Genomic DNA, 20,092 nt, shown 5'->3' on the forward strand with positions numbered 1-20,092 from the left:
CCGCTGCCGGATCTCCTCCGTCAGAAGATGCCCTCGCATCGTCCGACGTTCCACCTGTCGTTCGACGCGTGGGATGTCGCACCATGCGCACGCAGCAGGTGCGTGTGCATCTTCCGACGTTCCACCTGTCGTTCGACGCGTGGGATGTCGCACCATGCGCTTGCGGCTCACGCGGGCGGGACGGCGCGGGGCGCTACTCCGTCGCCTCGACCTCGGAGAGCTCCCGCCGCGCGCGGTACCGACGCGCCCGCAGACTGACGACCACGGCGGAGGCGACGATCGCGATCCCGGATCCGACGAGCACGGCGAGGACCCCCTCGTCGAGGATCTCCTCGTTGCGGGCGAACGCGAGCTCGTTCATGAGCAGCGACACCGTGAAGCCGATGCCACCGAGCACGCCCACCGTGACGATCGACCAGAACGACAGCGTCGAGCGCCCAGGAGCCCGGAAGATCCGCGTCGCGACCGACCCGAACAGCGTGATGCCGATGACCTTGCCGACCGGCAGTGCGAGGACGACCGCCCAGAACGTGGGGGAGAGCTCGCCGATCCCGACCGAGGGGACGACGACCGCGGCCGACGCGAACGCGAACACGGGCAGCACGATCGCGTTCGACCACGGCTCGACGTTCTCGTGCAGGGTGTGCCCGGGCCGGCGGGGCAGCACCAGGCCGAGGGCCACGCCGGCGATCGTCGCGTGCACGCCCGAGTGGTAGACGAGCCACCACGTGAGGAGCCCGAGCACGACCATGCCGGCGATGACCCATCCCTGACCGGATCGCCCGGGGCGGAGCGCCTTGCCGAGCAGCCAGAACAGGGCGAGCACCACGACGGCGCCGCCGAGCGCCCAGAAGTCGGTGTCGTGCGCGAACACGACGGCGATGATGATGATCGCGATGAGGTCGTCGAGCACGGCGAGGGCGAGCAGGAACACCCGGAGCGTCGAGGGCAGGCCCCGGCCGAACATCGCGAGGACGCCGAGCGCGAAGGCGATGTCCGTCGCGGTCGGGATCGGCCAGCCGTGGCCGTACGCGGTGCCCGCCGTCACCGCGAGGTACACGCCGGCGGGGACGACCACGCCACCGACCGCTGCGATGGCCGGGATGATCGCGGTCTTCGGGTTGGAGAGCTCCCCGGCGACGAGTTCGTGCTTCAGCTCGATCGCGACGAGCAGGAAGAAGACCGCGAGCAGGCCGTCGCTGATCCAGTGCGACACCGAGAGGTCGAGCCCCACGGAGCCCCACGGGGCGTGCACGTGCAGGAGGTCCTCGAGACCGGGGCCGAGCGGTGAGTTCGCCACGACGAGACCGAGGACGGCCGCGGTGAGCAGGGCGATGGCGCTGAAGCGGGGGGAACGGACGAGTGCCGACATGGAGCTCCGGGAATTGGGATCGGGTGATGGTCCGTCGACCAGACTTCCCGACACGCCACGTACAGCATACCGGTTGCCCGCGGCGGCCGTCCAGGTGGGCCGGCGTGGCACGATGACGACATGACCGCCGTAACCGACCTCGTCGCCGTCGTCGACCGCCTGCTGGACCCCGCCGAGGGCTGCGTCTGGAACCGCGCGCAGACCCATGCCTCGCTGGCTCGCTACGCGGTCGAGGAGTCGTACGAGCTCGTCGACGCGATCGACTCCGGGGACGACGACGAGCTCCGCGAGGAACTCGGAGACGTGCTCTACCAGGTCGTGCTGCACGCCGGGCTGGCGGAGTCGTTCGACCTCGAGGACGCCGCCGCCGATGCCCGCGACAAGATGGTCCGACGCCACCCGCACGTCTTCGGAGACGAGCGGGCCGACACCGTGGAGGACGTCGTCCGGGTCTGGCGTGCGGCGAAGGCTGCGGAGAAGTCCGGCCGGCGCAGTCTGTTCGACGGGGTGCCGAGGGCGATGCCGCCGCTCGAGCGCGCGGTGAAACTGCTCGAACGCCTGGAGGAACGTGGGGACGCCGACGCGGTCGTCGCGTCCGTCGTCGCGGGTGCGCCCAGGTCGTCGGGTGCGGATGCGGGTGCGGGTGCGGGTGCGGTTACGGATACGGATCCGGGTGCGGATCCGGGTGCGGTTACGGATACGGATCCGGATACGGATCCGGGTGCTGGCTCGGGTGCGGGCTCGGGTGCGGTGGACCGTGCGTGGGGAGCGGCGGTGCTCGCGTCCGTCGCGGAGGCCAGGAACACCGGCATCGACCCCATCGCGAGCCTGCGTGCCGCGGTCGCCGACCTGGAGGCAGCGGGTCGCGCCGAGGAGTGATGCCGTCGGGACCCGAATGTGCGAGCGCTCCGGACGTGTGGGTGCTGCGGGGCGTGGGCGCGGCGAGAGTGCGGGCGCTGCGGGCGTGCGGACATTCGGGCCCGGCGAGAGGTCGGGCGCTGTGGGCGCGCCGACATCCGAGCGTGCGGGTACTGCGAGAGTGCGGGCGTCCCCCCAACCCGAAAAAAGGAGGACGCCCGCGAGCGGGCAGACGTCACCACCAGGGAGAGGTGTCGTCCGGAATGCCCGCTCGAACCGCGGGGCACACTGCAGCACGTTGCCCACGCGATCGGTTCACCACACGGATCAGGCGTGTGTCGAACCGAGGTTCTGGATGTAGCATACCAGCAGGTTGGACGTCGTGCAACCAGAAGTCGCCCGTCTGTCAGAATTGGCCGCATGGCATCGACCGTGACGGCACCCCGTGGCATGCGTGACTTCCTCCCCGCGGACAAGGCCCGGCGTGAGCACGTGCTCGGTGTGATCCGGGGTGTGTACGCGCGACACGGCTTCGACGAGATCGAGACCCCGGTCGTCGAGGACGCCGCGCGCCTGCACTCCGGACTCGGCGGCGACAACGAGAAGCTCGCGTTCGCCGTGATGAAGCGGGGCCTCTCGACCGAGGACCTGCAGCACGCCGAAACGCCGCTCGACCTGGCCGACCTCGGCCTCCGGTTCGACCTGACGGTGCCGCTCGCCCGCTTCTACGCCTCGCACCGCGCCGAGCTGCCGTCGGTGTTCCGGGCCGTGCAGATCGCTCCGGTCTGGCGAGCCGAGCGCCCGCAGAAGGGGCGCTACCGGCAGTTCGTGCAGTGCGACATCGACATCCTCGGTGAGCCCGGGCAGCTCGCCGAGATCGAGCTCATCCGTGCGACGTCCGCGGCCCTCGACGCGCTCGGGATCACCGGCACGACGATCCGGATCAACGACCGCAGGATCCTCCTGGCGCTGCTCGCCTCGTGGGGGATCGCCGACTCGGGTGCCGCCGATCGGGCACTCATCACGATCGACAAGCTCGACAAGATCGGGCCGGACGGCGTGGCCGCCGAACTCCGCGACACGGTCGGCGCCGAGCTTCCAGGACTCGAGGACACGATCCGCGCGCTCGAGTCCGCCGACTGGGAGTCCGTCGCGGGCGCCGCGTGGCTCGACGGCGAGGCGTTCGAGGACCTGCTCCGACTCCGTGCGGCGCTGCCGGGCGTCGACCTGCGCTTCGACCCGACCCTCGTCCGTGGCATGGGCTACTACACGGGCACGATCTTCGAGGTCGCGCACCCCGACTTCGGCTACAGCCTGGGCGGTGGCGGTCGCTACGACGGCATGATCGGGCGGTTCCTCGGGCAGGACGTGCCGGCGGTCGGGTTCTCGCTCGGGTTCGAGCGGCTCGTCGACCTCGTCACGCTGCCCGAGTCCGCCGAGTCCGACGCCGTCGTGCTCGTGTATGACAAGGACGTCGACCCGGTCCGGCTCGCGGCGCTCAAGTCCGAGGCGCTCGAGTCGCACCGTCGCGTGCGGCTCGAGCGCCGCACGAAGAACACGAAGAACCTGCTCGCCGGACTGGTCGCGCAGGGCTTCGACGCCTTCGCCACGATCACGGCGGACACGGAGTCCCTCGAGGGCGTCGAGTTCCGTCCGCTCGCCTGAGTCCGCGGCAGGGCTCGCCGCGAGTTCTGCACAGCGGGCGTCATGCGCGCCGGCTGTTCACCGGTCATCGGTAGGATCGACTCCGCAATCACCAACCGAACGTGTAGGGAGTACCCCGTGGCCGTGATCGATGCCGTAGGAGCACGCGAAGTCCTCGATTCCCGAGGCAACCCGACGGTCGAGGTCGAGGTCCTCCTCGACGACGGCGTCGTGTCCCGTGCGCTCGTCCCCTCCGGTGCCTCCACCGGTGCGTTCGAGGCGTACGAACTCCGTGACGGCGACTCCTCCCGTTACGGCGGCAAGGGCGTCCTGAAGGCCGTCGACGCCGTGCTCGACGAGATCGGCCCGGCGCTCGAGGGCTTCGACGCCACCGACCAGCGCCTCGTCGACGCCGCGCTCATCGAGCTCGACGGCACCGAGAACAAGTCCCGCCTCGGGGCGAACTCGATCCTCGGCGCCTCGCTCGCCGTCGCTCGTGCCGCCGCCGACTCGGCCGACCTGCCGCTGTTCCGCTACCTCGGTGGCCCGAACGCGCACACGCTGCCGGTGCCGCTGATGAACGTCGTCAACGGTGGCGCGCACGCCGACACCAACGTCGACATCCAGGAGTTCTTCCTGGTGCCGTACGGCGCCGAGTCCTTCTCCGAGGCGCTCCGCTGGGGTGTCGAGACGTACCACGCCCTCAAGGGCGAGCTGAAGAAGCAGGGTCTCGCGACCGGCCTCGGCGACGAGGGCGGTTTCGCGCCGGAGCTCGCGTCGAACCGCGCCGCGCTCGACTTCCTGCTCGCCGCGATCGAGAAGGCCGGCTTCACGCCGGGCAAGGACATCGCGCTCGGGCTCGACGTTGCCTCGACCGAGTTCTTCCACGACGGCAAGTACTCCTTCGAGGGCAAGCAGCTCTCGGGCGAGGAGTTCACCGCCTACTTCGCCGAGCTCGTCCGCGACTACCCGCTCGCCACGATCGAGGACCCGCTGGCCGAGGATGACTGGGCCGGCTGGACCCACCTCACCGCCGAGCTCGGGGACAAGGTGCAGATCGTCGGCGACGACCTGTTCGTCACGAACCCGAAGCGTCTGCAGCGGGGCATCGACGAGAAGGCCGCCAACTCGATCCTCGTGAAGGTGAACCAGATCGGCACGCTCACCGAGACGCTCGACGCCGTGTCGCTCGCGCACCGTCACGGGCTCACCTCGATCCTGTCGCACCGTTCGGGTGAGACCGAGGACACCACGATCGCGGACATCGCGGTCGCGGTCGACGGCGGTCAGATCAAGACCGGCGCCCCGGCTCGCTCGGACCGTGTCGCGAAGTACAACCAGCTGCTCCGCATCGAGGAAGAGCTCGGCGACGCCGCGGTGTACGCCGGTCGCTCGGCGTTCCCGCGTTCCGCCGCGCTGTAACCCGAACACCACACGAGACGCCGTCCTCCTCCGGGAGGGCGGCGTCTCGTCGTCCCCGGTGGGCATCCGCCGCTGCGCCTGCGCCTGCCGAGATCGCACTTCGTGGGCGTCCGCCATCTCGGAAACGCGCGGAAACGCGATCTCGGCGAGTCGCGCCTCCAGGGTCGGTGACGGGTCGGCGACGCTGCGGTGACAGTGCGGCGACGCTGCGGCGACGCTGGGAGGGCGCCGAACAGCCGCGTGCCGACCGCTCGCACCACCGCGCCCGGGTTATCGTCGAGCCGTGCCCAGCCAGAAGCCCCGCGTCCGCCGCGTCCCCGTGGCCATGCCGGAGAGCGGTACGTCCGAGCACCCCTGGTTCCGCTCGATCCGCTTCTCCGGGTTCAGCCTCCTCATGCTCGCGATCATCGTGCTGTTCGTCGTCGTGCTCGCGCCGTCGCTCCGGACCCTCATCCAGCAGCAGGAGCAGATCGCGCAGCAGCAGCGGGAGGTCGCCAGCCAGAAGGCCGACGTCTCGCAGAAGAAGAAGGACGTCGCCCGCTGGGACGACCCCGCCTACATCGAGGCGCAGGCACGCGACCGGCTGCTGTACGTGTACCCGGGCGAGGAGAGCTACCTCGTCATGGGCACGGAGAGCACGAAGGCCGACAGCACACCGACGACGGACTCCGGCACGCCCGTGAGCTCGACGGTGCAGACGCCGAAGGTCGACTGGGTGCAGGCGATGCTGTCGTCGGTGCTCACCTCCGGGCTCACCGAGCAGACCACGCAGGACCTCGTCGCGCCGGACGTGTCCGGGACCGGCGACACGACGGGCACCGGCGACACGAAGTAGGACGGGCCCCGGGACTCCGGTAGGCTCACGTACCCGTGACGACCCCTCCCTTCGACCCGCCCTCCGAACGCGACATCCAGGTCGTCTCGGCGCAGCTCGGCCGACCGGCTCGCGACGTCATCGGGATCGCGGCTCGCTGCGTCTGTGGCAACCCCACGGTCGTGTCCACGAAGCCCCGGCTGTCGAACGGCACCCCGTTCCCGACGCTGTACTACCTGTGCCACCCCGCGGCCACCGCCGCGATCAGCACCCTCGAGGCCAACCAGGTCATGCCAGAGCTGGCTGCCCTGCTCGAGGACCCAGAAGTCGCCGCGCAGTACCGCGCGGCGCACGAGTCCTACCTGGCCGATCGTGAGTCGATCGAGCACGTCGACGAGATCGTCGGGATCAGCGCCGGTGGCATGCCCACCCGCGTGAAGTGCCTGCACGCCCTCGTCGGCCACGCCCTCGCCGCCGGACCCGGTGTCAACCCCATCGGCGACCTCGCGCTCGAGCGCGCGAGCTGGTCGCCCTCCCGGTGTGAGTGCCGGGCGTATGATGACGGTGCAGACGCTGGAGTCGGGGCGGGTGGCGGCGAAGTCTGACTCGACTCCCGGCCAACCCCCACCCAAGGAGATCATTCCCCGTGCCCAAGATCCTCGTCGTCGGCGGCGGTTACGCCGGTTTCTACACCGCCTGGAAGCTCGAGAAGCACCTTCGCCCGGGCGAAGCAGAGGTCGTGATGGTGGACCCGCTGCCGTACATGACGTACCAGCCGTTCCTCCCGGAGGTCGCCGCCGGTTCCATCGAACCGCGCCACGCGGTCGTCTCGCACCGCCGTCACCTCAAGAAGACGCGCGTCGTCACGGCCAAGGTCACGAAGGTCGACCACGCCACGAAGACGGCGACGATCACCCCGGCCGAGGGCGAGGCGTGGGAGGAGTCCTACGACCAGATCGTCATGACCGCCGGTGCCGTCTCGCGCACGTTCCCGATCCCGGGCGTCGCGGACGAGGCGATCGGCCTCAAGACCATCGAAGAGGCCGCGGCGATCCGCGACAAGATCCTCACGAACTTCCACAAGGCCGCGAACCTGCCGGCCGGCCCGCAGCGCGACCGTCTGCTGACCGTCGTCGTCGTCGGTGGCGGCTTCGCGGGCATCGAGGTGTTCGCCGAGCTCCGCTCGTTCGTCACCGACCTGCTGAAGAGCTACCCGCAGCTGTCCTTCGACGACACGCACTTCCACCTCGTCGAGGCGATGGGCCGCATCATGCCCGAGGTCTCGCTCGAGACCTCGCACTGGGTGCTCAAGAACCTCGCGCAGCGCGGGGCCACGGTGCACCTCGAGACGCAGCTGGCCTCGGCCGTGGGCGGCGTGTGCGAGCTCAAGACCAGCGACGGCGCGATCGAGGCGATCGAGTCCGACCTCATCATCTGGACCGCCGGCGTGATGGCGAACCCGATGGTCAAGGGCACCGACCTCCCGCTCGAGCAGCGCGGCCGCATCCGCGTGCAGCCCGACCTCCGCGTGGTCGACGACAACGGCGTGATCGCCGATGCGTGGGCCTGCGGCGACGTCGCGGCCGTCCCGGACCTCACGGGCGGTGGCGTCGGCGGGTTCTGCGTGCCGAACGCCCAGCACGCGGTCCGTCAGGCGAAGCAGCTCGCGAAGAACCTCGTCGCGACGATCCGCGGCGAGGCGACGAACGACTACAAGCACGAGAACCTCGGCGCCGTCGCCGGCCTCGGTCTCGGCATCGGCGTCTTCCAGTCGGGCAAGTTCGCGATGAAGGGCTTCCTCGCATGGGGCGCCCACCGCGGCTACCACGGCATGGCGATGCCGTCGTGGGAGCGCAAGTGGCGCGTCGTCGGCGACTGGGTCGGTGGCTTCTTCCTCGGCCGCGACATCGCGTCGCTCGATGACCGCGAGACCCCGCGCGCCGCGTTCGAGGCGTTCGCGTCGCGTCCGAAGCCCGCTGCCGAGGCGCCCGCCGCCCCGGCCGAGGCCGCCAAGCCGACGACCGCTCCGGAAGAGGGCAAGCCCGCCGGTGCCGCAGGCCCCGCGTACGGCGAGCCGGCGAAGGACGTCTCGAACGACGCCGAGCCGGTGAAGGCGGAAGCCGACGCCAAGTAGCGACACGCTCGACACGGAGGCGGTCACCCCGACGGGGTGACCGCCTCCGTGCGTCGGTAGGCTGTTGCGGCCCGCCCCCGTGGCCCAATCGGTAGAGGCATGCGACTTAAAATCGCCGAGTTGTGGGTTCGAGTCCCACCGGGGGTACCTCCGCCCACGCCGAGACTCGGCCCGGCGGACAGTGTTGCGGCCCGACCGCCGTGAAAGTGTCCGCCCAGCCGAGTCTCGTGTACGACCGTGCCTGGCTGGCATGGCCGACTCCGCCCGCGCCAGTACCATCGTCGCGTGGTCGGTTTCGGAAGCGCGCTCGCCAACCTGCGGAACGCCCTCGGCCGACCCGAGGCACACGTCGAGGTCGTCGACGGCGAGACCCTCCCGGTCGGCATGCTGCTCGGTACGCTCGGCGCCCTGCTGCTCGACGCGGGCAGCTCCGTCACCGACGTCCGTTCGGCGCTCGAGAAGGCCCGCGACGCCGGCGGGGTCGGACCGACCCTCGCTGTCGGGGTGCTCCCCGCGCTCGTGATGGTGAGCGAGACGTCGACCGGTGCCGCGACCATCGTCAACGCCGAGGGGGTGGAGCTGTCGTCCCGGCAGGCGGCCCGTGCGAACCGTCTCGTCCTCGGCCTCGAGAGCGGATCGATCGCCCTCGCCGAGATCCCCGCACGCGTCCGGGCCATCCGCGCGGGAACGGTCCCGCCGCCCGCTCTGCCGTGGGTCCTCGGCAACGCCCTGACCTCTGCCGGCCTCGCGGTCGTGTTCCGCTGTCCGTGGTGGGCGATCCTCGTCGCGCTCGGGGTCGGGGCACTCGTCGGGGTGATCGGGCTCCTGCTCCGGCGCTTCCGCGAGGCCGTGGCCATCATCCCGTTCCTCGCGGCCTTCATGTCGACGGCGGTCGTCGGCCTCGTGGCCGCCGGCACCGGGTTCGACCACGTCCCGCTCTTCGCGGTGTGCGCTCCGGTGGCGGTGTTCGTGCCCGGTGCGCTCATCACGAACGCCCTGCTCGAGCTCACCGCGGCCGACATCGTGACCGGGTCCTCACGCCTCGTGCAGGGGCTGATCATGCTCGGGTTCATGGCCGCCGGGATCGCCGCGGGCAGTGCACTGACCGGGTTGCACGTCGACCCGTCCTCGGCGGCGCTCGTGGGCGAGGTCGCCGGCGTCGGCACCGAGCGCGGTGGCTGGGAGGCCGTCCCGTCCTACTGGGTCTCGTGGGTCGCCGTGGTGGTCCTGGCGATCGGGCTCGGCCTGGTGTTCCGCTCCGGATGGCGCCTGACGCTCGTCTCGGTGGCGGTCATGGTCACCGCCTACGCGCTCGTGAGCGGCACGACGCCCCTGTGGGGCAGCGTCGTCGCGACGGGGGCCACCGCCGCACTGCTCTTCGTGGCGACGCGTCTGCTGGAGCGGCTCGTGCCGGCGATCCCGGCGTCGGTGTCGTTCTTCCCGGCGTTCCTCCTGCTCGTGCCGGGGACGGTCGGCCTCGTCGCGGTCGCGACGTTCGACCCGGAGTCCCTCGCGACGCCGCTCGCGACCTTCGTCAGTCTGTGCATCGGGACGAAGATCGGCGGCCTGCTCCCCGGGCTGTTCGCCCGGAACGCACCGCGCCGCGCGGAGTAGCGGTCCGCCACGTCGGTGCCGGTTCCGTGGGGCCCGACCAGCAGCGGGCCTGGAGGCGCGGGGCGGGCCCGCCCCGCGCCTCCAGTCCCTCGACCGGTCACGTGACGGGCGCTACGGCTCGATGAGCAGGCCGGCCGCCTGGTCGTCCGCCGCGCTCGCCTTGGCGAGGTAGTGGACCTTCTTGCCGGTGGCGTTGTAGGGCAGTTCGGTGACGAAGCGGTACCGGCGCGGACGCTTGAAGCGGGCGAGGCCCGGGTGCGAGGCGGTCCAGTCCTCGAGGGCGGCCGCAGCCTCGTCGTCGTCCTCCGGCAGCCGACCCGGAGCACGAACGATGTACGCCGTGACGACCTCGCCCCAGCGCTCGTCCGGCACGCCGACCACGATCGAGTCCGCGACGCCCGGGTGCTCCTGCAGGGCACCCTCGACCTGCACCGGGTGGACGTTCTCGCCACCGGAGATGATCATGTCGTCCTTGCGCCCGACGATCGTCACACGCTCGTGCTCGTCCCACGTGGCGAGGTCGCCCGGGTAGAACCAGCCGTTGGCGAACTTCTCCGCCTCGAGCCCGGGGTTCCGGTACGAGTACCCGGACTTCACCGTGCGGACCGCGAACTCGCCGATCTCGGACCCGTCCTTGGGCACGGTGTCGGCGGGTTCGGCGAGCCGGTCCGCGTACACACGGACCACGGCGACGTCGTCGTCGGTGGAGGCACGGCCGGTCGATCCGGCACCGTCCGGGAAGTCCTCAGGGCGGAGGAACGTGTTCCAGAACGTCTCGGTCGTGCCGTACCCGTTGAAGATCCGCGGTGACAGGAGCTCCTGGTAGCGGAGCGCCGCGGCACGGTCGAGCGGGGCACCCATCGTCACGATGCCGTGCAGCGAGGACAGGTCGCGGGGGCGGGCCTCCTGCGCGTTCGCGAGCTGCACGAGGTTCGGCGGGGCCCCGATCAGGAACGTGATCCGTTCGGACTCGACGAGGTCGAGCACGCGGCCGGCATCGAAGTGCCGGAGCGTCGTCAGCTCGGCACCGACGTAGAACACCGGGTTCGGGCCGCCCGAGTACAGGCCGCCGCGGTGGAACAGCGGCGACATGTTGAGCGTCTTGTCGAACGGGCTGAGCGGGAAGTGCATGATGACGTCGTGCGCGCTGAGCACCTCGACGAGGCTCGGCAGGGGGACCGGCTTCGGGCGGCCCGTCGTCCCCGACGTGTAGAGCCGCGTGGTCTCGTCGTAGGTGCTGCGCGGTTCGGCCGCGGCGAGCTCGTCGGCGGTGACGGGCTCGGCGGCGAGGAGGTCGGTGAACGGGGTGTGGTCCTGCTCGGTCGCTCCGACCACGACGACGTGGTCGGGGGTGTGCGGGGCGGTGCGGAGTGCGGCGACGACGTCGGTGGTGCGCGCGGCGTCGTACACCAGGACAACGGGGGCCGAGTCCTCGATGATGAACGCGACCTCGTCGGGGGCGAGCCGGAAGTTCGTGGGGGAGAACACCGCGCCGATGCGGTGGCACGCCAGGTACAGCATCGCGAACTCGGGGGAGTTGAACAGCTCGACCATGACGACCGTGCCCCGACCGGCGCCGTGCCGCACCAGCCAGCCGGCGATCCGGTCGACGTCGGCGCCGAGTTGCGCGTACGTCCACGACCGGTCGGTGTCCGGCTCGCGGAGCGCGGGTCGGTCCGCGAAGCGGTGCGTGTTCCGGGCGAAGCCGTTCGCGTACGTGTAGCTGCCCTCGAAGACCTCGCGGAAGCGGGTGGGGTCGTAGTCGGATCGGGTCTCGGTCATCGTCGCTCCCTGGGCCGGTCGTGGTGCCGTGGAGCACCGTTCGTCAGCGTATCCGGCGGGCGGCCCGGGATCCGGCGATGCGGAGAAGTTCTCGTGTTCAGGCGGTCTGGTCGCGCCGGACGCGCAGCCAGACGGTGCTCGCGACCGCAGCCGCCGTGCACCCGGCGGCGACGGCCGTCAGGACGACGGGGGAGACGTGCGTGCCGGCCGCCCCCGAGTAGACGGCGGCGGCGAGTGCCACGGCCACGGCGGCGATCGCTGCGTACCGGCCGCGGGACTGCTCGTGCAGCGACTGCCCGGCGGAACCCGCGAGCGGCAGCAACGTCGTGACCACGGCACCGAGGCCGCCCACGCAGAGGGTGATGGCGAACTCGGACACGAACGAGCCCCAGAACCCGGACCCCGGCGTGAGGGAGTGCAGTACCCAGCCGACCGCCGCGACGACGAGCAGGGCGACCGAACGCCAGGTCGCGCTCCTCGCGCCGGCGGCGATCGCTCGGCCGAGCCGGAGCGACGCGGTGTCGGCGTGCGGACGACCGACCGGTACCAGGACCGCGCCGACGATGACGGCGGGGGAGAGGTCGAAGGAGCGGGTGACGCCGCAGGCCACCAGCGCTGCGAGCACCAGCCACGGTGACACCCGGAACCCGATCGTGTCCCGGTCGGCGCCGGCGGCCCAGCGGCTCGACAGCACGATCGTCGTCGCGAGCACCGCGGCGCCGAGCAGGACGGCGATCGCCAGGCGGACGTAGCGGGCCTCGAGCGAGACGCCCACGCCGAGCACCGTGCACAGGCCGACGACCAGGACGGCCACGGTGATGGACGCCCAGGTGGGGAGCAGGTCGTCGGCGCGACGTCGTTCGGCGTGCGGGCGGTTGCGTCCCAGCAGGGCGGAGAAGGGGTTGCGGAGCCGACCGCGGGCCGCAGCACCGACGAGCGCGAGCGGGCCGGCGATGAGCAGGAGGAACCCGGCGGCGACCGCGGTGGCGACGAGGACGGTGCGCCACGAGAAGGCGGCTTGGATGGTCGGCACGGTGGTGTCGTACGCGGTGGAGGCGGTCCAGTCACCCGCGGGTCCGGACCATCCGAGGCCGCGCGGATCGGGCCGGCCGCCGTCACCGGTCCCCGCCCCGGCCGTCCCGCCGCCGTTTCCGCTGCCGCCGCTTCCGCTGCTGGTGCTCCCGGTGGAGCCACCGGTGCCGCTGCTGCCGGCGCCGCCGTGGGCGCCCGCCGTCCCGTGGCCGCTCCCGCTCGCGCCGGCGGTGGCGGTGCCCGGGCCGCTCGGCGTGCCGCTGCCCGTCGCGCCGGTCGCCACGCCGGAGGGGGCTGCCGAGGGCTGCCCCACCCGGACCACGACGTCGGCCGAGGACCGCGAGAAGTTGCCGGCCGCGTCCTGCTGCGTCGCGCTCATCGTCCGCGAGCCGGGCAGCAGGGTCGCCCCGGCCGCCGTGCAGGACCACCGGCCGGATGCCGGGACGTCGACACGGCACACGGGCGCGCGGTCGACGTAGACGGTCAGCACCGCACGCGGCTCGCCGGTGCCGGACACCGTCGACGCCTGGGTGCGCACCCGGTCGCCAGCACCCGGGGAGGTGATGCGGGGAGCGGCCGGCGCGGTGCGGTCGAGCGTGATCGTGACTGGTGCCGACGCGGCGCTCCGGAGGTCGGACCGGAAGCCGTTCGCCGTGCTCGCGGTCTGGGTGGCCGTGACCGCGAGCCGGGCGTCACCGTTGCCGGCCGCCGCGCCGCCGAGGGACACCGTCCACCGGCCGTCCCGACCGACGGTCGCGGTGTGGTCCGTGGTCGATCCGGACACCGAGAGCGTGACGGTGGACCCGGCGAGACCCGTGCCGCTGACCGGACCGGTGGTCGGGCGGGAGGTCGTCACGGTGGGCGGCACGATGACGTCCGAGGCCGGCGCCCGCGACGAGCCGAGGTCCGGCGCCGTGCGGTCGCTGACGGTGAACACCTGCCCGGGTCCGGACCGGACGGGGGCGAAGCACGACCACGCGCCGGCGTCCTGCACCGTCGCGGAACACCCGCCGGATCCGGTCGACGCCGGACCGGTCACCCGGACCGCGTGCCCGGCCGTGCCTCTGCCGCTGAACCGGACGGTGCCGCTCGTGATGTCCCCGGGGTCCGCGATCGTCGGCTGCACCGGACGCCCGACGGGCGACGTCGTCGGGTTCCCGGGGCTGGGGGAGAGCTGGTTCTGCGGAACCGGTGTCGACGTGCCCGAGGGGGACGGGGCGGCGAGCGCCGGGGCGGACGAGGCGGCGGCGCCGGAGGTGACGGAGGTGGCAGCCGCCGCCGGTGCGGCGACGGCGCCGAGCAGTGCGGCGACGAGGGCGATGACCCCGGCGGCGAGCACGACGAACCGGGTTCGCCGGACGGGGCGGTCGCCCCCGACCACCGCCTCGTCCACGTACTCCCCGTGCGTGTTCATCCGGCTCCATCCCACGTGATGGAGCCGCCGCGGTCAATACGTCGAACGGATGATGTCCGCCGAACGGGCGACACGCCGACGAGGCCGGACGCCCGGTGTGTGCGACTCGGGAATCGGCCGTGAACACCATCGACGGACGGGAGCAGTGGTCGTGCCTCGGTACAATCAGTCCCGGCCGTTCCGGCTGCCGAACCCGGCCCGTTGCGGCCGGTTCCGGCTGGTTGTGGCCACGAGATCGCAGCACCGCAGCACCGAAGCACCGAAGCACCGCAGCACCGCAGCACCGAAGCACCGAAGCACCCCAGCACCAGAGAACACAGAACCACCGCGGATCCCGAAGCGCAGGATCCCGATGCGCGAAGGAGTACGCCCGCATGGACACCGGACTCATCACGACGCTGATCGTCGTCGGAGTGGTGGTGGTCCTCCTCGTGGTCATCGGGATCTACCTCTGGGTCACGTACAACGCGCTGGTCACCCTGAAGCTCCGGGTCGACGAGGCGTGGAGCGACATCTCCGTCCAGCTGAAGCGCCGCGCCGACCTCATCCCCACGATCGTGGACACGGTCAAGGGCTACGCGACGCACGAGAAGGGCGTCTTCGAGGCCGTCACCAGAGCGCGCTCCGAGACCCTGAGCGCCGGGGACGCGTCGTCCGCCTCCACTGCAGAGGGGCACATGCAGAAGGCGCTGAAGAGCGTGTTCGCCGTGGCCGAGGGGTACCCGCAGCTGCAGTCCAGCCAGAACTTCCTGCAGTTGCAGTCCGAGCTCGTCGACACCGAGGACAAGATCCAGTCGGCCCGACGCTTCTACAACGGCGGCGTCCGCGAGCTCAACACGAAGATCCGGGTCTTCCCGAACTCGTCGTTCGCGAAGAGCCGCGGCTTCTCCGAGGCGTCGTTCTTCGAGACCACTGAGCCCGCCGCGATCGCGGAACCGCCGCGCGTCCAGTTCTGACCCACCCGGCCTCGGCCTGACGTGTACAGCGCGATCGCGCGGAACAAGCGCAACACCGTCCTCATCGTCCTGGTGTTCCTGCTGATCATCGGCGCGCTCGGGTTCCTCGGCGGGTACCTCGCCGGCAACGTCTCGATCGGTGTCATCGTGCTCGTCGTCGCGATCGGGTACGCCGTCCTGCAGTACTTCCTCGCCGCACGGCAGGCGACCGCGATCTCCGGTGGCGTCGAGATCGACCGGGCCACGGAGCCGCGGCTCTGGCGCACGGTCGAGAACCTCGCGATCGCCACGGGGATGCCCATGCCGCGCGTCTTCGTGATCCAGGACCCGTCGCCGAACGCCTTCGCCACCGGCCGTGACCCCGACCACGCCATCGTCGCCGCCACGACTGGGCTCCTCGCGATCATGGACGACCAGGAGCTCCAGGGCGTGATGGCGCACGAGCTCGGGCACGTGCGGAACTACGACATCCGGGTCTCGACGATGGTGTTCGGTCTCGTCGTGGCGGTGGGCCTCATCGCCGACGTCCTGCTCCGGATCTCGATCTTCAGCGGGCTCTCCGGCGGACGCAACCGGAACAACGACAGCGGCGGGGGCGGCAACCCGATCCTGCTCATCGCCGGCATCGTCGCGGTCGTCGTCGCGCCGATCGCCGCCGCGGGCGTCCAGGCGGCGGTGTCGCGGCAGCGGGAGTACCTCGCGGACGCCACGGGCGCGATGACCACGCGGCACCCGGAGGGACTGGCCCGCGCGCTCGAGAAGCTCGGCGCGTACGGGCGGCCGATGCAGACGCAGAACTCGTCGATGGCGCACCTCTGGATCGCGGACCCGATGCGTCCCGGCCTGATGGACCGTCTGTTCTCGACGCACCCGCCGCTGCCGGACCGCATCGCGCGCCTGCGCGGGAGTCTCGACCGCTTCTGACCCGCCGGCGTGGCGCCGGCCCGAGACGCGACCGGTGACGGACGGCAGACGCGACCGGTGACGGACGGGAGACGCGACCGGTGACGGACGGGAGGCGCGGGCCAGGCCCGCCACGTGCCTCCAGGCCGTCAGACGGCTGGGTCGAGAGCCGCAGTCGCGTCCGCGTCGTCGGCCGCCTCGTGCGGGAGGAGCGGCACACCGAGTGCCGCAGCGACGGCCGCAGCGGCCGTACCGCGGTCCGTGACCTCGATCCCGTCGAGCCCCTGCCAGGCGGCCGTCCGCCGAAGCGTCTCGGCCAGCCGGTCGGCGTCGAGCCGTTCGCCCGGCTCCTGCCACGCGGTCCGGACCCGCAGCACCCCGCGCTGCCGATCGCTCTTGAGGTCGATCCGCCCGACGAGCCGGTCGTCCTGCAGCACCGGCAGGACGTAGTAGCCGAACACCCGCTTCGGGGCGGGCGTGTAGATCTCGATCCGGTAGTGGAACCCGTACATCCGCTCGGCTCGCCGCCGGAACCACACCACCGGGTCGAAGGGACTGAGGACGGCGTCGGCGGTCAGCCGTCGGGGGACGCGGGCCTCGGCGTGGAGCCACGCCTGCTCGCCCCACCCCTCGACCTGCACGGGGACGAGTTCCCCGGCGGCCGTCAACTCGGCGATCGCCGCGGCCGTGTCGTCGGAGCGCAGCCGGAAGTAGTCGGCGACGTCCGCCCGGGTCCCGATGCCGAGTGCACGGGTGGCGTGCCGGACCAGTCGGAGGACCGCCGCCGGGCGTGCGGGTGCGGTCTCGAGCGTGCCCGCCGGCAGCACCTGCTCGGGCAGGGCGTACACCCGCTCGAAGCCGGAGCGCCCCGCCGTCACGACGTCGCCCCAGCGGAACATCTGCTCGAGGCCGAGCTTGACGTCGCTCCACCCCCACCACGGTCCACGCCGGACGTTCGACTCGTGCTCCACCGCGCTCGCCGGCATCGGCCCCTCGGCACGGAGCAGGGCGCGGAGCTCGTGGCGGACGCCCTCGGTCCGGGTGACCGAGTCGATCCGGGTCGGACCGGCGTCGCGCTCCCGCAGGGCGTCCATCCGCCACCGGAACAGCGGGAGGTCGTCGCGGTCGATGAAGGCCGCCTCGTGCGCCCAGTACTCGGTCCAGGGACCACGCGCCGTCAGGGTGAGCCGGTCGAGCGTCGCCTTGTCGTAGGCACCGAGACGGGCGAAGAGCGGGAGGTAGTGACTGCGCTCGAAGACGTTGACCGAGTCGATCTGCAGCAGCCCCAGCCGACCGAACGCGGCCTTCAGCGAGCGCGTCGAGACGGCATCGGCAGGCGGCTGCCCGAAGCCCTGGGCGGCCAGGGCGACCCGTCGGGCCTCGGCGGCGGAGAGCGTGGTCCTGACCATGGGATCGACGGTACCGATCGCCGCCGACAGCCGCGTACCCCGGTGTATGCCGTATCTGGTACCTGTCAGGAGGCACATCGATACACTCGCGGCATGGCATGGGGCAGAAAGCAGCAGCCGACGCATCCCGACCCCGTGGTCGAGGAGAGCGTCCCGACGGGTGTGCGCATCGCCGGCGCCTGGTCGTGGCGGGTGCTCGCCGTCGTCGGTGTGATCGCGGTCTTCATCTGGCTGATGACGATCTTCAGCCAGATCCTCATCCCGTTCCTCGTCGGCATCGTGATCTCGGCGTTGCTCGTCCCGATCTCGAACTGGATGCAGCGACACCACGTGCCGAAGTGGGCAGCCATCGTGATCAGCCTGCTCGGCGGTCTCGCGGCCCTCGGCGGACTCGTCTGGCTCGTCGTCGACCAGATCATCGCGTCGTACCCGTCGCTCCGTGACCGCACGGTGGACCAGTACTCGAACATCAAGGACCTCGTCCTGAACTCGGGTCTCGGCATCACCCAGGGCGACGTCAACGGCTGGCTCGACGACGGCACGAAGTGGCTGCAGGACAACTCGGCGTCGATCCTCTCCGGGGTCGCGAGCGCGGGATCCGGCGCCACGCACGTCTTCGAGGCGCTCTTCATCATCCTGTTCACGACGATCTTCCTGCTGGTCGACGGCAAGAACGTCTGGCGCTGGACGGTCCGGCTCTTCCCGCGGAAGGCCCGCGCGGCGGTCGACGGCGCCGGGGTCGCCGGCTGGATCACGCTGACGAGCTTCATCCGCGTGCAGATCTTCGTCGCGTTCGTGGACGCGGTCGGCATCGGCCTCGGTGCGTTCATCGTCGGGCTCTTCTTCGGTGGGATGCCGCTGGTGATCCCGATCGCGGCCTTCGTCTTCCTCGGCGCGTTCATCCCCGTCGTGGGTGCGATCGTCACCGGCTTCCTCGCCGTGTTCGTCGCCCTCATCTTCAACGGCCCGCTGGCCGCCGTCCTCGTGCTCGGTGTCGTCCTGCTCGTGCAGCAGATCGAGGGGCACATCCTGCAGCCGCTCGTGATGGGCAACGCGGTCAAGGTGCACCCCCTCGCGGTGGTGCTCGGCGTCACCGCCGCGTCCGGGCTCGCGGGCATCGCCGGTGCGTTCTTCGCCGTACCGCTCATCGCCACCCTGAACGCCATGGTGACGACGATCTCGACCGGTCGCTGGCGGGGGCTCGACTCCGACCACGTGCTCGAGGCGACCCCGAAGCACGGCCAGCACGGGCAGCTGCAGTTGATGCGGCGGCGTCGGCACAAGATCGGCGACGACGTCCCGGCGCCGGGCACCAAGCCGGAGCCGACCGCGGCCGAGGGCACCGCCAGCACGAACTGAGCGTCACGGGTTCGTCAGGAGCGGCTGGACCGACGATGATGGGACCGTGACCGACTCCACTGCGACGCTGATCCCCACACTCGACGACATCGAGAAGGCGCGCGAGACGATCGCCGGGGTGGCTCGCGTCACCCCGATGGAGACCTCGCAGTTCCTCGCCGAGGTGCTCGGCTCGCCGGTGCACCTCAAGTGCGAGAACCTGCAGCGGACCGGCGCGTACAAGGTCCGCGGTGCCTACAACCGGCTCGTCTCGCTGACGCCGGAGCAGCGCGCAGCGGGCGTCGTCGCCGCCAGCGCGGGCAACCACGCGCAGGGGGTCGCCCTGGCCGCACGTGAGCTCGGCATCCCGGCGACGATCTTCACGCCCGTGGGCGTCGCCCTGCCGAAGCTGCAGGCGACGCGGCACTACGGCGCCGAGGTCGTGCTCCGTGGCCACTCCGTCGAAGAGGCCCTGAGCGCCGCCAAGGACTTCGCTCACCGCACCGGCGCCGTCTTCATCCCGCCGTTCGACCACCCCGCCGTCATCGCGGGGCAGGGCACCCTCGGCCTCGAGATCCTCGACCAGGTCCCCGACGCCGACACCGTGGTCGTGCCGATCGGTGGCGGTGGCGTCATCGCCGGCATCGCCCTCGCCGTGAAGGGCATGTCCGAGCGCCTCGGCCGCTCGATCCGGGTCGTCGGCGTGCAGGCCGAGAACGCCGCCGCCTACCCGAGCTCGATCGAGGCCGGCGAGCCCGTCACCGTCACCACGAAGCCGACGATCGCGGACGGCATCGCGGTGGCCCGACCCGGCGACCTCAACTTCCCGATCATCCGCGACCTGGTGGACCAGATCGTCACGGTGTCCGACGACGACGTCGCCCGTGCGCTGCTGGTGCTGCTCGAGCGCGCCAAGCTCGTCGTCGAGCCGGCCGGGGCCGTCGGCGTCGCCGCGATCATGTCCGGGGCCGTGCGCGACACCGGCCGCACCGTCGTGCTGCTGAGCGGCGGCAACATCGACCCGCTCATGATGGAGCGCGTCATCACCCGCGGTCTCGTCGCCGCGTCGCGCTACATCGGCATCCGGATCATGCTGCCGGACCGCCCCGGACAGCTCGCACGGGTGTCGCAGGTCATCTCCGACGCCGGCGCGAACGTCGTCGAGGTGCTGCACACGCGGCACGGCCAAGGGCTCGTCATCAACGAGGTCGCCCTCGACCTGTCGATCGAGGCGCGCGGGCCGGAGCACGCGCAGGAGGTCATCCACCGCCTCCGCGAGGTCGGCTTCCGCCCGGAGCTGCTGGAGCACTAGACGGTCTGCAGCACGGCCTGGAGGCGCGTGGCGGCGCCGCCACGCGCCTCCAGGCCGGTGCGTCCGCACCTGTCCCACCATGGTGAGC

General features: G+C 71.5%; 15 protein-coding genes and 1 tRNA gene. 12 read left to right on the top strand and 4 right to left on the bottom strand.

Annotated features, from left to right (window positions below):
• Positions 1-193: 193 nt before the first annotated feature.
• Positions 194-1,372 carry a Na+/H+ antiporter NhaA gene (gene nhaA / locus DEJ28_RS04230; RefSeq protein ID WP_111116387.1) on the bottom strand — a complete coding sequence of 393 codons (1,179 nt, stop codon included), beginning with the start codon at positions 1,370-1,372 and terminating at the stop codon, positions 194-196.
• A 120-nt stretch (positions 1,373-1,492) separates the two neighbouring features.
• Between nhaA and DEJ28_RS04235 the strand changes: the two genes are divergently transcribed.
• The 8 genes from DEJ28_RS04235 (at position 1,493) to DEJ28_RS04270 (ending at position 9,858) form a co-directional block, all read left to right on the top strand.
• Positions 1,493-2,251 (top strand): MazG nucleotide pyrophosphohydrolase domain-containing protein, encoded by a 759-nt coding sequence (locus tag DEJ28_RS04235; RefSeq protein ID WP_220034642.1) that lies wholly within the window; start codon positions 1,493-1,495, stop codon positions 2,249-2,251.
• A 399-nt stretch (positions 2,252-2,650) separates the two neighbouring features.
• Positions 2,651-3,895, top strand: a complete 1,245-nt coding sequence (gene hisS / locus DEJ28_RS04240) for a histidine--tRNA ligase (RefSeq protein ID WP_111116388.1) — start codon at positions 2,651-2,653, stop codon at positions 3,893-3,895.
• Positions 3,896-4,012: 117 nt separating this feature from the next.
• Positions 4,013-5,296 (top strand): phosphopyruvate hydratase, encoded by a 1,284-nt coding sequence (gene eno / locus DEJ28_RS04245; RefSeq protein ID WP_111116389.1) that lies wholly within the window; start codon positions 4,013-4,015, stop codon positions 5,294-5,296.
• 283 nt (positions 5,297-5,579) lie between these two features.
• On the top strand, positions 5,580-6,131 hold the full coding sequence (locus DEJ28_RS04250) for an FtsB family cell division protein (RefSeq protein WP_111116390.1): 552 nt from the start codon (positions 5,580-5,582) through the stop codon (positions 6,129-6,131).
• 35 nt (positions 6,132-6,166) lie between these two features.
• Positions 6,167-6,715: a DUF501 domain-containing protein gene (locus tag DEJ28_RS04255; RefSeq protein ID WP_111116391.1), complete on the top strand. Its 549-nt coding sequence runs from the start codon at positions 6,167-6,169 to the stop codon at positions 6,713-6,715.
• A 41-nt stretch (positions 6,716-6,756) separates the two neighbouring features.
• Positions 6,757-8,244: an NAD(P)/FAD-dependent oxidoreductase gene (locus DEJ28_RS04260; RefSeq protein ID WP_111116392.1), complete on the top strand. Its 1,488-nt coding sequence runs from the start codon at positions 6,757-6,759 to the stop codon at positions 8,242-8,244.
• 73 nt (positions 8,245-8,317) lie between these two features.
• A tRNA-Leu gene (locus tag DEJ28_RS04265) sits at positions 8,318-8,391 on the top strand.
• A 138-nt stretch (positions 8,392-8,529) separates the two neighbouring features.
• A complete protein-coding gene (locus DEJ28_RS04270; RefSeq protein WP_111116393.1) occupies positions 8,530-9,858 on the top strand; it encodes a threonine/serine exporter family protein in 1,329 nt (442 codons plus the stop codon).
• A 111-nt stretch (positions 9,859-9,969) separates the two neighbouring features.
• Here DEJ28_RS04270 and DEJ28_RS04275 read toward each other — a convergent pair whose 3' ends face one another.
• Both DEJ28_RS04275 and DEJ28_RS04280 read right to left on the bottom strand, forming a co-directional pair.
• Positions 9,970-11,640, bottom strand: coding sequence for a class I adenylate-forming enzyme family protein (locus tag DEJ28_RS04275; protein ID WP_111116394.1), 1,671 nt, complete (start codon positions 11,638-11,640; stop codon positions 9,970-9,972).
• 97 nt (positions 11,641-11,737) lie between these two features.
• Positions 11,738-14,086 carry an Ig-like domain-containing protein gene (locus DEJ28_RS04280; RefSeq protein ID WP_111116395.1) on the bottom strand — a complete coding sequence of 783 codons (2,349 nt, stop codon included), beginning with the start codon at positions 14,084-14,086 and terminating at the stop codon, positions 11,738-11,740.
• A gap of 374 nt (positions 14,087-14,460) precedes the next feature.
• Here DEJ28_RS04280 and DEJ28_RS04285 point away from each other — a divergent pair, with 374 nt between their 5' ends.
• Positions 14,461-15,042: a LemA family protein gene (locus DEJ28_RS04285; RefSeq protein WP_181433771.1), complete on the top strand. Its 582-nt coding sequence runs from the start codon at positions 14,461-14,463 to the stop codon at positions 15,040-15,042.
• A 21-nt stretch (positions 15,043-15,063) separates the two neighbouring features.
• Positions 15,064-15,966: a M48 family metalloprotease gene (locus DEJ28_RS04290; protein ID WP_111116396.1), complete on the top strand. Its 903-nt coding sequence runs from the start codon at positions 15,064-15,066 to the stop codon at positions 15,964-15,966.
• Between the two features lie 128 nt (positions 15,967-16,094).
• Here the strand turns inward: DEJ28_RS04290 and DEJ28_RS04295 are convergent, their stop codons facing one another.
• Positions 16,095-17,354: a winged helix-turn-helix domain-containing protein gene (locus tag DEJ28_RS04295; protein WP_111116397.1), complete on the bottom strand. Its 1,260-nt coding sequence runs from the start codon at positions 17,352-17,354 to the stop codon at positions 16,095-16,097.
• Positions 17,355-17,447: 93 nt separating this feature from the next.
• On the opposite strand from DEJ28_RS04295, the gene DEJ28_RS04300 reads away from it, so the two are divergent.
• On the top strand, positions 17,448-18,713 hold the full coding sequence (locus DEJ28_RS04300) for an AI-2E family transporter (protein ID WP_258368131.1): 1,266 nt from the start codon (positions 17,448-17,450) through the stop codon (positions 18,711-18,713).
• A 46-nt stretch (positions 18,714-18,759) separates the two neighbouring features.
• Entirely contained in the window at positions 18,760-20,004 is a 1,245-nt protein-coding gene (gene ilvA, locus DEJ28_RS04305) for a threonine ammonia-lyase (protein WP_111116399.1), read from the top strand.
• Positions 20,005-20,092: the final 88 nt, after the last annotated feature.

Origin of the sequence: Curtobacterium sp. MCPF17_002 (assembly GCF_003234115.2) — a bacterium.
Lineage (GTDB): Bacteria > Actinomycetota > Actinomycetes > Actinomycetales > Microbacteriaceae > Curtobacterium.